The 16,492-nt window shown below is 45.5% G+C and carries 7 protein-coding genes; all 7 read left to right on the plus strand.

Features of this window, described 5'->3' with window-relative positions; all coding sequences use genetic code 11:
• The first annotated feature begins 240 nt into the window (after positions 1–240).
• The 7 genes from Q1W14_RS17465 (at position 241) to Q1W14_RS17495 (ending at position 16,485) form a co-directional block, all read left to right on the plus strand.
• Complete coding sequence (locus Q1W14_RS17465) at positions 241–2,616, plus strand: TIM-barrel domain-containing protein (protein ID WP_300703689.1); 2,376 nt, start codon at positions 241–243, stop codon at positions 2,614–2,616.
• A 55-nt stretch (positions 2,617–2,671) separates the two neighbouring features.
• Positions 2,672–5,845: a TonB-dependent receptor gene (locus Q1W14_RS17470; RefSeq protein WP_300703691.1), complete on the plus strand. Its 3,174-nt coding sequence runs from the start codon at positions 2,672–2,674 to the stop codon at positions 5,843–5,845.
• A 25-nt stretch (positions 5,846–5,870) separates the two neighbouring features.
• The gene (locus Q1W14_RS17475; protein WP_300703694.1) at positions 5,871–7,556 is read left to right on the plus strand and encodes a RagB/SusD family nutrient uptake outer membrane protein; all 1,686 of its coding nucleotides are present in this window, start codon (positions 5,871–5,873) and stop codon (positions 7,554–7,556) included.
• A 226-nt stretch (positions 7,557–7,782) separates the two neighbouring features.
• Complete coding sequence (locus Q1W14_RS17480) at positions 7,783–9,024, plus strand: AGE family epimerase/isomerase (RefSeq protein ID WP_300703696.1); 1,242 nt, start codon at positions 7,783–7,785, stop codon at positions 9,022–9,024.
• Between the two features lie 5 nt (positions 9,025–9,029).
• Positions 9,030–11,555: a glycoside hydrolase family 9 protein gene (locus tag Q1W14_RS17485; RefSeq protein ID WP_300703698.1), complete on the plus strand. Its 2,526-nt coding sequence runs from the start codon at positions 9,030–9,032 to the stop codon at positions 11,553–11,555.
• Between the two features lie 4 nt (positions 11,556–11,559).
• Positions 11,560–13,071, plus strand: coding sequence for a glycoside hydrolase family 43 protein (locus tag Q1W14_RS17490; protein WP_300703699.1), 1,512 nt, complete (start codon positions 11,560–11,562; stop codon positions 13,069–13,071).
• Positions 13,072–13,302: 231 nt separating this feature from the next.
• Entirely contained in the window at positions 13,303–16,485 is a 3,183-nt protein-coding gene (locus Q1W14_RS17495; RefSeq protein WP_300703702.1) for a TonB-dependent receptor, read from the plus strand.
• The last annotated feature ends 7 nt before the right edge of the window (positions 16,486–16,492 follow it).

Here is a 16,492-nt window from a genome sequence, read left to right on the forward strand (position 1 = left end):
ATATCCGACAAACTGGATATGCAAACTTACTCATAATCATCCGAACGGGCAAGAGGGGATATCTCTATCCGAAGAAGAAGAGGTCTCTCATTTGATGAAAATGAGTATCTATTTTGTTTCCTAACTCTTTTACGGGCATGCAATGAAACAAAACCGGGTGAGAAAAGACTATTTTACGATACCTGCATCTGAAAGATAGCGAATACATTTGCCAAAAGATAATTTTATAAATCCAATAGTATGAAGAAACAATTCTTAGCGATTGCAGTACTGTTATCTGTGTGTGGCAACTCTTCGGCACAGCCTCAGGTAAATAATGGTACTTCTTATTTGATGAATCAAGCCATGGACATGAGTGCCGACTTCCTGGACTTGAGTAATACATTATTCTTTGCCGATCATTTGGAATCCTTCGATGCCAAGTCCGGTGAAGGGTTAGTGAACTGGAAGCGTGGACACTTGGTTCCTCGTCAGGCATTCAATACCAATTGTGCACAACCTCGCAAAATGAGAATGCTCGATTTCCCTAATGCCGCCTACGAGAACGATCCTAATCTGAAATTCAAGATTGATTTTATTACTCCTCGTACGGTGCGCATTCGTATGCTGACTACTCCTGTAGAGCCCAAACCTGCCACTTCCATTATGCTGGCAAAAGAACCGGGAAAGGATGCCAGCTGGAAAGCAACCGAGACAGGTAACGCTATTGTCTATACCAACGACTATGGAACTATCCAGATTGATAAGAACCCTTGGCGTATTGTATTGAAAGATAAAGCCGGTCGCATCCTGAGCCAGACTGCTACACTGGGCGATTCAGATTCTACGCAGGTGAAGTATACTCCCTTTAGCTTTGTGAAACGTGGCAGTGATAATGCCCGGCGCATCAACCCTGTATTCTCTATTACTGCCGATGAAATGATCTTCGGTTGTGGTGAGTCTGCTACAGGTTTGAATAAAGTGGGTCAGAAAGTAAATCTGTTTGTGACCGATCCTCAGGGACCCGAAACAGACCAGATGTATAAACCCATTCCATTCTTTATGAGCAGCAGAGGCTACGGTATGTTTATGCACACCTCCGCACCTGTAACTTGTGATTTTGGAGCTACCTATATCGGTTTAAACAAAATGTTCATGGGAGATGAGAATCTGGACTTATTCGTCTTCTTTGGTGAGCCGAAGGATATTCTGGATGAATATACCGACTTGGTAGGAAAGCCGGGTATGCCTCCGTTGTGGTCTTTCGGTACTTGGATGAGCCGCATTACTTACTTCAGCGAAAAAGAAGGTTATGAGGTTGCTGCCAATATCCGCAAGAACAAATATCCTTGTGATGTGATTCACTTTGATACGGGCTGGTTTGATGTAGACTGGCAATGCGACTATAAGTTCTCTGAAAACCGTTTCCAGAATCCCGAGCAGATGTTGAAGGATTTGAGAACACAAGGCTTCCACGTATCTCTGTGGCAGCTGCCTTACTTCACTCCGAAAAACCGTTACTTCTCGGAACTGATAGAGAAGAATATGTATGTGAAGAATGGCAATGGTGAGTTGCCATACGAAGACGTAGTACTTGACCTCTCCAACCCCGAAACCGTAAAATGGTATCAGGATAAACTGGCAGGATTGATGAATATCGGTGTAAGCGCCATTAAGGTAGACTTTGGAGAAGCTGCTCCGTTGAACGGTATTTATGCATCCGGCAAGAGTGGCTGGTACGAACACAATCTTTATCCTCTTCGCTATGATATGGCAGTAGCCGGAATCACCAAACAGTTGCACAATGAGAATGTGATATGGGCTCGTGCCGCATGGGCAGGTTCTCAACGCTATCCGTTACATTGGGGTGGTGATGCAGCTACTACGAATACCGGTATGCTGGGTACGCTTCGTGCAGGTTTATCCTTTGGTCTTTCAGGATTCTCTTTCTGGAGTCACGATATGGGCGGCTTTGTAAAATCTACTCCCGATGAGTTGTATTGCCGTTGGTTACCTTTCGGTTTCCTCACCTCGCATACCCGTGCACATGGAGCACCTCCTACTGAGCCGTGGTTATATAAGAGCAAACAAGTACAGGATGTCTTCCGCAAAAGTGCGGAGATGAAGTACCGACTGATGCCATACGTCTACGCCCAAGCCAAGGAGTGTACAGAGAAAGGTTTGCCGATGTTGAGAGCTTTGTTTGTAGAGTTCCCCGATGATCCGGGTGTATGGAAGGTGGAAGATGAATACATGTTCGGTTCTCAGATATTCGTTGCTCCTTTGCTGGAAACCGGAATCAATAGCCGCACGGTTTATCTGCCTAAAGGTAAGTGGCTTGATTACCAGACCAACAAGATATATGAAGGTGGCTGGCAAACGATTGAAGCAGGTGAACTGCCTATTATTATGCTGGTTCGCGACGGTTCCGTCTTACCTCACCTGAAGTTGGCACAATCTACCGCCGAGATGGATTGGAGTAAGATAAGCCTGAAAGTATATAGTGCAGATAAGAAGCAAGCGGAAGGACTGATTTGTTTGCCTACAGATAACCGTATCCAGGCAGTGAAAGTAGATTGCGGAAAAGGTAAACCACAACTCTTGAACCAAGTGGAAGGCACGACTTTGAATTTCTAGAATCATTCCTTTATTGATCTTTATCTGATTTGTTAAACCTAAGTATTTAGTATTTATGAAAAATGTATTGAAGTATCTGGGCGTTGTGTCAATGTCATTGACACTCACCGGCCCCGTATTTGCCGCGGGAGGCCAATCAGTTGCAAGTGTTGCCATTGTGCAGCAGAAAGCAGTTACTGTGAAAGGACAAGTTCTCGATGAGGCCGGTCTGCCTATTATCGGAGCCAATGTCATTGTAGAGGGTACGACAAACGGTGTAATAACCGATCTGGATGGCTATTTTACTCTGACGGCAACGGCAGGGGCTACTTTGAAGACAAGCTACATCGGCTATTTGTCGAGATCAGTAAAGGTATCCCCCGATGTATCTTCCCTGAAGATTGTTCTGAAGGAAGATACTGAAACGCTGGACGAAGTGGTGGTTGTAGGCTATGGTACCATGAAGAAGTCCGACTTGACAGGTTCTGTGGCCTCCGTCAATGCGGAAGAGATGATGAAGCGTAACCCGGTGAACTTGGGACAAGGATTGCAGGGAGCGGCGGCTGGTGTTTCAGTCATCCGCTCTTCCGGCGACCCTGAAGGTGGGTTCTCCATCCGTATCCGTGGTGTGGCTACGGTTAATGGCTCTGCCGATCCGCTTTATGTGGTGGACGGTGTGCAGGTGGGAACTTCCATTGATTTCCTGAATCCGAATGACGTGGAGTCCATTGAGATCCTGAAAGATGCTTCGGCAACGGCTATCTATGGTACACGTGGTGCAAACGGTGTGATCATGGTAACAACCAAGAGTGGTGGCAAGGGTAAGGCAAAGGTGAACTTCTCTGCCAACTTCGCCCTCCAGTTCAATGCCAACAAGATTGATGTGGCCGATGCCGATTTGTTTGCAAGTGCCGTGCGTTCTGCTGTTAAAAATGACGGTATCGGCATGACCAATCTAGCATACGGTGAGAATTACATAGGCAAACTGAACAACATTGACTGGCAAGATGAAATGTCCCGTACGGCTTTGCAGCAGAATTATAACTTCTCTGCTTCGGGAGGTAGTGAAAACACCCAGGCTAACTTGTCTTTGGGTTATTTGAACAATGAAGGTATTGTCATTGAATCGAATTTCAAGCGGTTGACGGCCCGTGCAAACATTACCCATAAAGTAAAGGATTTCATGCATGTAGGCTTGAACCTGAACTACTCTCATTCTGAAAAGATGGGTAACGGTAACTTGAGGAGTTATGCACAAGCCATCCCAACCATGGATTATGTAGAAGACGGAGTCTTTTATTCCATGCCTATCGTTCTGCCTGACGGTACTTGGGGACATTATAAAAAAGAAGGTAACGGTGACGTGAACAAGGGAGCTGATAACCTGGTTGCAGCTGCCAAGACCGCCGACAATATCAATAAATGGGACCGCATACTTGCCAGCGCTTTCCTGCAACTCGACTTGTATAAAGGCTTGACCTTTAAGACAATTGCCAGCTATAATTATTCTACCAAAGGTTACAACGGCTATACGGCTTATAATGGCAGAACCTTCGGCTCAAAAGACCGTAAAGACTCATTCTCGCTGAATCAAAGTCAAGCTACCTCGCTCGGTCTGGAAGCGTTCCTGAATTACGACTGGTCTAATGACCATCATCGTGTGAATGCAATGGTTGGTTTCTCTACCAGCGATTCCAACGGTGCTTGGCTGAACTCCAGCGCCAATGACTTCCCGGCAGATAACATCCGCCTGATTTCACTGACAAACGATCCTTCCTCCAAACAGACGGACGGTGGTTTGGACCTGAAGACAAGATTCCTTTCTTATTTCGGACGTCTGACGTATACCTTGAACGACCGTTATATCGTTACTGCTACGGTACGTCGCGACGGTTCTTCAAACTTTGGTTCAGGCAATCGTTACGGTACATTCCCTTCTGCTTCGGTTGCATGGCGTCTATCTGAAGAAAAGTTCATTAAAAATCTGGACTTGTTCAGCAACCTGAAGCTGCGTGCCGGATGGGGACAGACCGGTAATGCGGGTGGTGGTACCAACTTATCTATGCCTCAGTTGTCTTCGGCCAATATTATGTACTGGATTTTCAACGGTATCAATGTAGGAAATGCCGCCGGTATCGCCCAACAAAAAGAAATTGACACCAATCTAAAGTGGGAAACCAATGAGCAGACTAATATCGGTATTGACTTCGCATTTATGAACAATGAACTTTCCTTCTCAGCCGACTACTTTATCCGTGATGCGAAGGATTTGCTTCTGTATCGTCAGATTCGTCCTTCCACAGGTTTCTCCAATGTATATACCAATGCAGGACATATCCGTAACTCCGGTTTTGAGTTTACTGCTGCATGGAACAAGAGCTTCCGTGACTGGAATGTCGGTATCAGACTGAATGGTTCTACCCTGAAGAATGAAGCAATTGAAGTGGGCGATCCCATATTCAGTAAATCCCGTTCTGCTCAAGACGGTGACAACTGGGACAACCACTCCATTACACAGAACGGTTATCCGGTAGGTTCTTACTATGGTTGGAAGGTAGCCGGTATCTTCAAAGACAAGGCCGAAATTGATGAGATGAACAGACTTGCTGTTGAAAAGGGAGTGGCGAGTGGTTTTTATCAAGATCCTACTACCCAACCCGGTGACTATAAGTTTGTCGATTTGAACAACGACGGACAGATTACCGATGCCGACCGCACTACTATCGGCAATGGATATCCTAAGTTTACCTACGGCATGAACCTCACTGCCTCTTGGAAGAACTTCGACTTCTCAATGAATCTGTATGGAGTAGCCGGTATGGATATCCTTTCATACTCTTCGGCACGTTTGACTTCTGTTTACGGACCCGATGGCGGTTACCAGAATGTACTGAAAGAATATGTGAACAATGCATGGTCGTCTTCAAATACAAACGCTAAATACCCGCGCATCAGTAAGACCGATTATAACAAGAATCTGCGTGTATCCGATGCTTATATCCAGAAAGGAGATTATCTGAAGATTTCAAATATTCAGATAGGATATACATTCCCGAAGAATCTGCTGAAACCGGTGAAGATGGAGAATGCCCGTGTGTTTGCCAGCGTAGACAATGTATGCACCATTTCTTCTTATAATAAGTTCGGAGATCCGGAAGTAGGTGATTCTAATGTGCTCTTCTCCGGATTCGATGGTGGACGCTATCCGTTCCCGATGTCGGTTACCTTCGGTTTGAGTGTACAATTCTAAAGTAATGGATAAAAAAACGATGATTATGAAAAACTTATATAAACTGTTGATGGGGGTAATGACTTTGGGCGCCCTTGCATCTTGTGACGATTATCTGGAAGTGGATCATTATGATATCCTTCCATCGGACTTCATGTACAAAACAGAAGCGAATATACTTTCCGGACTGAATGGTATTTACGATACTTTCTATACAGACCAGCATGGCGTCAGTGGTAGTGACGACGAGGTTTGGGGATTTAAACCTCAGGTGTTTGCCGCCAATCATTCTACTATGGACTGCCAAGCCTCGGGATGGGATGCAGAGTGGCAACGCCATGCTTGGAAACCCGACAAAGGTTCTTTGGAAACCGCCTGGCGGATGAGTTATAGAGCTGTGGACCGTGCCAACCGTTTTCTTGCCGGACTGGAGACTGCGGATCCTTCCGTCTTTTCTGATAGCAATACCAAAACCCTCTTTGAAGCACAAGCACGTGCCATCCGTGCCTATAACTATCTGTATCTGACCAAGATATTCGGACGTGTACCGATGCTTCTGACTGGTGAGACTTATACCACTTCGGCAGGTAAAGCACGACCGGAGTCGGTGGATCAGACGTATGAGGCTATTGAGAAAGATTTAATCTTCGGACGCGACCATTTGGAGTGGTTACCGATGAAAGGCGAGTACGGACGTGTCACGAAAGGATTCTGCAAAGCTTATTTAGCTGAACTTTATATGTTGCGGAAAGACTTCACAAGTGCCAAGACAGAATTGAAGGATATCATAGATAGCAAGACCTACTCTTTGGAACCTTGTTTTGGTAATCTTCATGCTTGGGATACACATTGGACGAAAGAGTCTGTGTTTGAAGTAATGTACCACGACCAAGGTTACATGGGATGGGGTGCCGACAACTCTTCGGATGCCATGATGTGGTACGGATATTTGTGCGCAGCTCCCGAATGGGGAGGCTGGGGCTCTCTTTGTCTCTCTTGGGAGTTTGTACGCTCTTTTGAACCGGGTGACAAACGTCGTCAATACTCTGCTGTAGCTAAAGGTGATACACATCCCATCACAAAGCAGACTGTGGGTGTGACAAGCGGTTTCGACGGACTCTTCCAGGGCTCCGAGAATATGCCTACTGTTTATTCCTTGAAATATTGGAGATGCAAGCCGGGTTCAAACAATCAGGTATTCAATCCTATCTCTCTGACGCTGAAACGTTATGCGGGTGTTATACTCGATTATGCAGAATGTTGTTTTGAAACAGGTGATGACACTACCGGATGGGACATGATTCGTCAGATTCGTAACCGGGCTTGGGGTAATCTGGAAGCCGGGGCAACCATGATTGATCTGCCCGCAGACATGTTGAGTACACAAACCGTGGAAGTACCGGATGCCGAAGCTTATTATACAAGTTATAAGGCTGCCAAAGGGTATAGCTCTCCTGTATGGAAAGTAGCAGTGATTATAGAACGTCGCCATGAATTCAATGCTGAATTCTCACTTTATCATGACTTGTGTCGCATGGGTATGTGTAAAGAATGGTTTGAAGCTGAATACCCGAAGACGGTAGCGAGTTCTACACCGGAGGCTTGTTTGCTAACCGGCGATTCATTCCGCTACTTTGAGCATGAAACCTATCAGGAACTGTTCCCGATTCCGACGAACGAGATTCTGACTAATCCGCTCATCAATCAGGAAGACCAGAATCCGGGGTATTAATAGGTGTTGGCTTAAGTAGCTAATAATGATGTTTTTATAGGTGGAGTTTTCCCTGTTTGTCAGACACTGGACTTTGACGTGATAGACACCAGTGTCTGACGCGATAAACACCAGTGCCTGACGTGACAAACGCCAGTGTCTATCAGGTCAAAGACCAGTGTCTGACAAACGGGATAGAACTCCCTTGATTTATATAGAAATAGGTTGATTGTTTTAGAGTATAGTTATGGAAAAGAGATTGTATTGGATAGCACTACTGGCTGTGATTTTTCTGGCTGGTTGTAAACAGGGTTGCGGGAGTACAGACATGCAAACACGTCTATGCAAAGAGGTGGTTGCAAATGTCAAGGATAGTGTGATACCTTTTTGGATGGATAATGTAGTGGCGCCCGGTGACGGCTTTTACGGAGCCGTATTGCGAGATGGAACCCCGGTGGCGGATGCACCCAGGGGAGGAGTATTGAATGCCCGGATTCTGTGGAGTTTTTCTGCTGCATACCGTACGTTTGGCGATGAATCTTATCTGAAGCTTGCCGACAGGTCACAGCGTTATTTCATGGATACATTTATAGATAAGGTGAATGGTGGAGTATATTGGCTGGTCAATCCCGACGGCGAAGTGCTGAATGCTTCTAAATATACATACGCCATGACATACGCCATCTATGGACTGGCAGAACACTATTTGGCGACGGGCAACAACGAGAGTTTGAAAACAGCCATCAGCCTGTATCGTACATTGGAGGAAAAAGGACGTGAACCGTTGTATGATGGTTATGTGGAATCTTTCACAGAAGACTGGAAACAACAAGACAAATATGATAATAACGCTCCCAAGACCATGAATGCCCATTTGCATGTACTGGAAGCTTACACTCTTCTATATCAGTGTTGGAAAGACAAAGGATTGAAGGATAGGCTTGAGTTTAACGTCGATTTGTTCATAAACCGTATATATGATCCTTCGAGGAAGCATTTCAATCTGTTCTTTGATAATGAGTGGAACAGTCTGGTAGAAATGGACTCTTACGGACATGACGTTGAAGCCGGATGGTTACTTTGTGAGGCTGCCCGTACACTGGAAGATGAGAATCTGATAAAACGGACTAACCGGCTTGCACTGGATGTGACGGGTGCTTGCCTGGCCGAAGGTTTGAGTGACAAAGGCTATATGATTTATGAGAAGAAAGGCGATAGGAAGACCAAACATGCTTCATGGTGGGGACAGATTGAAACCATGATAGCCTGCATCAATGCTTGGCAAATCAGCGGAGATGAAGCCTGGCTGCAATCGGCTGATATCGTCTGGACCTTTGTAAAGAACAATATGATAGACAAGGAATATGGAGAATGGTATAGCGACTGTTTCGACGGAGAGCCCAAGAAAGATGCACCAAAGGTGAGCATGTGGCGTTGTCCGTATCACACGGTACGCTTGGGAGTAGAAGTAAATAACCGTTTAAAATAATACGTATGAAGAAATTGATAATAGGTGCGGTATCACTGATGCTTTGTGCAACTTTACAAGCTCAGGATTTCAAAATCAACCCTTCGGGATATTTTGAGAACCAGGGAGCCAATGTGATGGTTTTCAGTGATGTCTATCCTGAAGGACACCAAGGAGGTGTTACTCTGGTCTTGAATGGAGACCGCAGAGCCGCAGGTGGTGATGTGCGTTTTGAAATCTCGCAGGGACAGTGGCAAGGACTGCCCAAGATGAGAAGCCGCATCGTGGATGAGGCTAACAACGAGATTTGTGTCACACTGAATTATCCCGATTCAACCAAGCACATGACGGGTTTCAATCCGATGCTTTATCCTGATTTCGTTTTCGGCTACACCATCAAAGTAAAAGGTGAGAAGGATTATCTGGTGTTGACGGTTGATCTGGATCAGCCGGTACCTGATCGCTTTGCCGGAAAACTGGGATTTAATCTGGAGTTGGTGCCCTCTACTTTACTGGGCAAACCCTGGATCATGGATAATCAGACAGGAGTGTTCCCTCATCAGGCAATGGGGCCTACCATGAAACAGACTTCCAACATGGAACATATCGGAGATTTCAATCCCAACGGGAAAGCTGATTTGGATCAGTTGCTCTTAGATAGGAAGACGTATAATCCGATGATTGCCGATGACATTGTCTCCGCTCCTTTTGCCCAAGGAAAGAAGTTCGTACTCAATCCGCAGGACGAACTGGCAAAGATTACGATTGAGAGTGAGAAAGGCAATCTGTTGCTGTATGACGGACGAATCAACCACAATAATGGTTGGTTTGTGCTTCGTTCGGAGTTCCCGGCAGGAACAAAGTCGGGTGCCGTGAAGTGGATTATCCGCCCTACGGTTACCAAAGAGTGGCGGTATGCTCCGGTAGTGCAAACTTCACAAGTGGGTTATCATCCTGCACAGAAGAAGCTTGCTGTTATAGAACTGGATGGACGTGAAACAAACTTCAAGCAACCCGCCCTTTACCGTATCGCAGCTGATGGCAGGAAGTTGGTAAAGCAACAGGCAGCTAAAGATTGGGGGAATTTCTTGCGTTACCATTATTTGCAGTTCGACTTTACGGAAGTGACTGAAGGCGGGCTTTATCAGGTGATGTACGGTGATGTAGCTTCTCCCGTATTTCGTATAGCCAATGATGTGTGGGATAAAGGCATCTGGCAGGCAGAGATAGAGTATTTCTTACCTGTACAGATGTGTCACATGCGTGTAAACGAGAAATATCGTGTATGGCATGACTTCTGCCATCAGGACGATGCCCTCATGGCAAAGACGGATATCAATCATATAGACGGATATACTCAGGGCCCTTCTACTCTGTGTAAATATAAGCCCGGCGAACAGGTTCCGGGATTGAACATAGGCGGTTGGCACGATGCAGGCGACTATGACTTGCGTATCGAATCCCAGGCTGGTGAGGCTTATATCCTTGCGATGGCTTGCGAGAACCTCAATGCTTACTGGGATGAGACTTCCATCGACTTCGGCAAACAGATTGTAGAGATACACCAGCCGGATGGAAAGAACGACTTCCTGCAACAAGTAGAGAATGGTGCACTGACCATAGTAGCCGGTTGGAAAGCGTTGGGACGTCTTTACAGAGGTATCTTATGTCCTACCGTGCGCCAATATGCGCATTTGGGAGATGCATCCGCCCATACCGATCACTTCAGCGGAACAGCCGATGACCGTTGGGTATTTACCGAAGATAATCCCGGACGTGAATTGCAGGTTGCCGCATGGCTGGCAGGTATTTCGCGTGTCTTGAAAGGACATAATGATGCATTGAGTGCCGATTGTCTGGAGATAGCCTGTGAGTTGTTCAAGATTACCCGTTGTGAAGACAACCGGTTATTGACTGTGAAAGCACATGTCGCCGTAGAACTTTATCTGGCAACCAAAGACGCAGAGTATCGCGACTTCGTTTTGCAGCAGCAAGATCTCATTTGCAAGAATATCCGTCAGACGGGTTGGTTCATTGGACGTTTCGATAAGGCGGTAGGTAATGCACGTTTCAGCAAAGCCATTCGTAAAGCATTGCCCCAATTGCAGGCTATGTATCAGGAGTATGGCAGCAAAACCCCGTATGGTGTACCTCATGATAGGGGTAACCGCTCATCCGGTTCATGGGAACCGCAACACTTGGGCTACAATTATTGCTATTTGAATGCTGCTTATCCCGACTTGTTTGCACCGGACTACATCTACGATTCCATGCAATACCTCTTGGGTATGCATCCCGGACGCAATCAAGCTGCTTTTGTTACCGGTGTGGGTGCCGAGACAATGAAAGCCGCCTATGGCGTGAACCGTGCCGACTGGTCGTATATCCCCGGTGGAGTATCTCCGGGTACAAACCTGATTCGTCCCGACCTGCCCGAATTGCTTCATTTCCCCTTCTTATGGCAGGAAGGTGAATATTGCCTGGGCGGACATGCTACCTGGTTTATGTATATGGTTCTGGCATCTCAGAAGATATTGAATAGTAATAAATAAGAAAATGAAGAAGATCAAGTTATTTGTGGCAGCTTTGCTGTTGATGGCCTTTGCCATAGGAAACAATGTATGGGCTGCCTCCGGTTTAGGAAAGAAAGACACGGGTTCGGTGGAATCACCTAAGTTTTATACCGGAAATACTAATCCATTGTTGGATTTCGCTTTTGTGGCCGACCCTACGAGTATAGAATACAATGGCCGACTCTATGTATATGGTACTAATGACACCCAGCAGTTGGATAGCGTAGGAAAAGATGGCAAGAATACTTATCAGTACATACATTCGCTGGCTATGTTATCTACGGATGACATGGTGAACTGGACCTATCACGGTTTGATTGATGTGAAGGCACTTTCGCCCTGGGGCATAGCTTCATGGGCACCTACCATCATTTCTCAGGTGGAGGCAGATGGTAAAACACATTTCTACCTTTATTACTCCAATAGCGGTGCAGGCGTAGGGGTACTTACCGCCACTTCTCCCGTAGGGCCATGGACCGACCCGTTGGGACGTATGTTGGTGAGCCAGTTCTCGCAGGGACTAGGTGAGTGCAAGGCCCCTTTTGATCCTGGCGCTGTGATAGATGAAGAAGGAACAGGCTGGTTGTCTTTTGGCGGAGGAGGCAAGGGCGAGAAAGGCACCGACTACATGCCTGGAGATGCCCGCATTGTACGCTTAGGTAAAGATCTCATCAGTTTAGACAGTGAGATTGCTGAGATAAAGGCGCCTTACCACTTCGAAGCCAACGAACTGAATTATTGGAATGGCACCTGGATTTATACGTATAATACCGACTGGAAGGAGCGCAAAGAGTGGCCTCATCAGGGAATAGAAAAACCAAGTATCTGTTGCATGTCTTACATGACTTCCCATACACCATTGGACACCGACAGTTGGAAGTATGTAGGCAACTTCTTTAAGAATCCCGGAGACTATGGCATGGGCTTCAGCAACAACCACACCCACTTGCACAAGTATAAGGGAGATTATTATTTGTTATACCATAACATGTGCTTGCAGGAATATAAGGGTACCAAAGGCGGTTTCCGTAGCCTGTGCGTGAACAAACTCCAAGTGAACGAAAAGGATATGAAGTTAGAGATGGGTGAAGCTACCCTGAAAGGGGTAGACCAAATCAAGCCTGTGAACCCCTTTATCCATCAGCAGGCCGAGACCGTGGCCGCCACGTTGGGTATATGCTTTGAACCGGCAGGTACATCGGGCAACATGCTGGCAGTAGGTTCCGGGCGAGAGAAGTCGGCTATTGCTGTGCGGGGCGTATTCTTCTCGGGTGCTCCCTGCTTGTTTAAAGCCACAGCTTCGGGGCATGGTATCCTGGAGGTTCGCCTTGACAAACCGGATGGAGAAATGCTGGCTTCCGTTTCGTCTGATGCAGATTCCTTGCAGACTGTTTCCACAAAGATTACCAAAGAGAAGGACGGCGTACACGATCTTTATTTCTTATTTAAAGGTAAAGAGCTGAAAGTGGATGAATGGATGTTTGAAAGGGAGTAGGTAGAAAGATTTCCGAATCATTACTTGGACAAATAGAGAGGTCACTGCAAGTTTACTTGTGGTGACCTTTCTTATTACACTCTGTTTTAGTTTCCTAATAATTAAAAAAGGTTTGTTATCTGCTAATTGGTGATTAGCAAACTACTCTAAACGATTTTCGAACTCTTAGTAGATCGGTTGCTTTTATATTTGCTTCCGTTATTTTGATAATAAACAATGAAATTAACTACTATGAATTCAAACTTTAAGAAAACTGTATTATGTACAGGTGTAGGAATTGCCCTTACACTGGGCTATGTTCCACTCTCATTTGCTGCTCTTCCGAACGAAGTTTCCGAAGTAGCTCAACAGATCAGAAAAATAACGGGTACCGTGATCGATCAAAATGGAGAACCTGTTATTGGTGCTAATGTATTGGAGAAAGGTACCGGAAATGGAGTAATATCTGATATTGACGGAAACTTCTCGCTGAATGTAAATGCTGGTGCGGTATTGGATATCAGTTATATCGGCTATATTCCCCAGCAGGTGAAGGTTACCAATCAAACTAATCTGAGAGTGGTTTTGCAAGAAGACGCAAAAGTATTGGATGAAGTAGTAGTAGTAGGTTATGGTGTGCAGAAGAAGAAACTTGTAACAGGTGCTACTGTTCAGGTTAAAGGTGATGATATAGCTAAATTGAATACGGTATCTCCTTTATCGGCCCTCCAAAGTCAGACGCCGGGTGTAAATATTACTAAGACTTCCGGTCAACCGGGTGAAGGATTTAAAGTGGTGATACGTGGATTGGGTACTACCGGTAGTTCCAGTCCGTTATATATAGTAGATGGTGTGTCGCGTGGTAATATCGACTATCTGAACCCTGCTGACATCGAATCATTGGACGTTTTGAAGGATGCTGCATCTGCCGCCATCTATGGTGCCCGTGCTGCCAATGGTGTAGTGCTTGTTACTACTAAGAAAGGTAAAACAGGAAAAGCTTCTATTCAATACGACGGTTACTTCGGTGTGCAGAATGTCTATAAAAGACCTGAATTGCTGGATGCCCAACAATTCGTAATGATTCAGCAAGAAGGTCGTAAGAACAGTGGAATGGACCCCATTAACTTTGAAAAGGATATGGCTGAAGGTGATTACAAGCGCCTACAGGAAGGCTGGAAGGGTACCAGCTGGGTAGATGAGATGGAGAACAAGAATGCTCCTATCCAAAGCCATTCATTAAACATATCAGGAGGTAGCGAACGCTCAGTTTATTCAATAGGTTTATCATATACATCTCAGGAAGGTATCTACGGAAAGCCCGTGGAACCAGATTATAGCCGCTACACGGCACGCGTGAACTCCGAACACATTCTGTTGAAGAACGGCAAGACCAATCTTCTTACCGTAGGTGAAAACATTTCATACTCTTATAGTGAAAAGAGTGGTATTGCCATTGGCAACATGTACTACAATGACTTGAGTGCCGCCTTGAAGATGACTCCGTTGATGCCTTTGTGGGAACGGGATAGTAGTGGTAACTTCATTGTGGGACAATATCATAAGCAGCTTCCCGGCAATAATACTTCGGCCAATCCGATAGGTATGATGGTTTACCAGCATGGCAATAACCTCAGCAAGAACCATTCTCTGAATGGTAGCTTTTATGCTGTACTTGAACCAATCAAAGACTTGAAGCTAAGGACATCGTTCGGTTACAACATGAGTGGGTCTGCTTATCGCCAGTTTACTCCGAAATTTGACTTGGGAGAACGCAACCAGTCTTCGGAAAATAGTGTGACTCAAAGCATGGGTCTGGGATTCGGTTGGACATGGGAAAATACATTGTCCTATGACTTCAAAGTGAAGCAAGATCACACGTTTAATGCTTTGATTGGTATGTCGGCCGAACGTTCGGGATTGGGAGATAATATGAGTGGCACAAACAGGAATTCTATCTTCGAAGACTTCGAGCATGCCTATCTGGATAATACCAAAATGATAAACTCCAACAATACCAGCCTGGGAGGAAGTCCTTGGCAGAAAGGTGGACTGATGTCTTACTTTGGGCGTGTGAACTATGACTACAAAGAAACCTACATGGCTACCGTGGTGATGCGTGCCGATGGTTCGTCCAACTTTGCCAAAGGTAAACAATGGGGATATTTCCCTTCGGTATCTGCCGGTTGGGTAGTGACCAATGAGAACTGGATGAAGCCGGTTACAAGCGTTATGGATTTCTTTAAATTGCGTGCCAGTTGGGGACAGAACGGTAATCAGTCCATTTCTCCATTCCAATATTTGGCTACAATAGCCTTTACCGACAATGACTATTACTTTGGTCCGGATAAGTCACATAAGACACCGGGTTCTTATGCCGACCTCCTTGCCAACCCGGATGTAACTTGGGAAACATCCGAACAGTGGGACTTCGGTTTTGATGCCCGATTCTTCAATTCACGTTTGAGTATGGCTTTCGACTATTATATCAAGACTACCAAGGATTGGTTGGTACAAGCTCCCGTATTGGCTAGTTATGGTACCGGCGCTCCTTATATCAACGGTGGTGATGTAAGAAACAAAGGATTTGAGTTGTCATTGGGTTGGAGAGATCAGATAAGCGATTTCTCGTATGGTGCTAACTTAAATATTTCGCATAACAAGAATGAAGTAACCCGTATTGCAAACAGTGAAGGCATCATTCGTTCTGAATTAAAACAGTGCTCTTATCAGTTTGCTTATGCCCAGGAAGGATATCCTATCGGCTACTTCTATGGTTACAAAACAGCGGGCTTGTTTCAGAATGAAGCCGAGGTACAGAGTTATAAAGACAAGAATGGTAAATTGATTATGCCGAATGCACAGCCGGGTGACGTACGTTTTGTAGATTTGGATGGTAACGGCACTATTGATGAAAGCGATAAGACGATGATAGGTAAGTCAAATCCCGACGTAAACTTTGGTTTTGGAATGAACTTCGGTTACAAAGGCTTCGACTTCTCTTTTGCAACGAATGGTGTGCTGGGTAATGACATCTTTAATATGTGGAGAAATCCTGATAGCATTGAGCATAACTATACTACGGAAATCTTGGGCAGATGGCATGGTGAAGGAACTTCGAACAGTATTCCCCGCCTCACGGGTGAGAAACACCAGAACTTAACTTACATTTCAGACCTCTTTGTGAAGAATGGTTCTTACTGGAGGATGAGCAACATGACTATCGGTTACGACTTCAAGCGCCTGTTCCGTTCGCTTCCGGTAGAACAGTTCAGACTTTATTTCACGGCTCAGAATCTGTTTACCATAACCGGCTATTCGGGCATGGATCCTGAAATAGGTTCTTCTACGGCCGAAGGTTGGGTAAGTGGTATCGACTATGGTTTTTATCCTACTCCACGTACATTGATGGTAGGTGCTTCAATTAAATTTTAATACTAAA

This window comes from Bacteroides sp., from assembly GCF_030151085.1.
Lineage (GTDB): Bacteria > Bacteroidota > Bacteroidia > Bacteroidales > Bacteroidaceae > Bacteroides.

What these genes read in the sequence shown, in the direction of transcription:
- Q1W14_RS17465 (WP_300703689.1), top strand. Translation starts at nt 241, where the DNA reads ATGAAGAAACAATTCTTAGCGATTGCAGTACTGTTATCTGTGTGTGGC.
- Q1W14_RS17470 (WP_300703691.1), top strand. Translation starts at nt 2,672, where the DNA reads ATGAAAAATGTATTGAAGTATCTGGGCGTTGTGTCAATGTCATTGACA.
- Q1W14_RS17475 (WP_300703694.1), top strand. Translation starts at nt 5,871, where the DNA reads ATGAAAAACTTATATAAACTGTTGATGGGGGTAATGACTTTGGGCGCC.
- Q1W14_RS17480 (WP_300703696.1), top strand. Translation starts at nt 7,783, where the DNA reads ATGGAAAAGAGATTGTATTGGATAGCACTACTGGCTGTGATTTTTCTG.
- Q1W14_RS17485 (WP_300703698.1), top strand. Translation starts at nt 9,030, where the DNA reads ATGAAGAAATTGATAATAGGTGCGGTATCACTGATGCTTTGTGCAACT.
- Q1W14_RS17490 (WP_300703699.1), top strand. Translation starts at nt 11,560, where the DNA reads ATGAAGAAGATCAAGTTATTTGTGGCAGCTTTGCTGTTGATGGCCTTT.
- Q1W14_RS17495 (WP_300703702.1), top strand. Translation starts at nt 13,303, where the DNA reads ATGAATTCAAACTTTAAGAAAACTGTATTATGTACAGGTGTAGGAATT.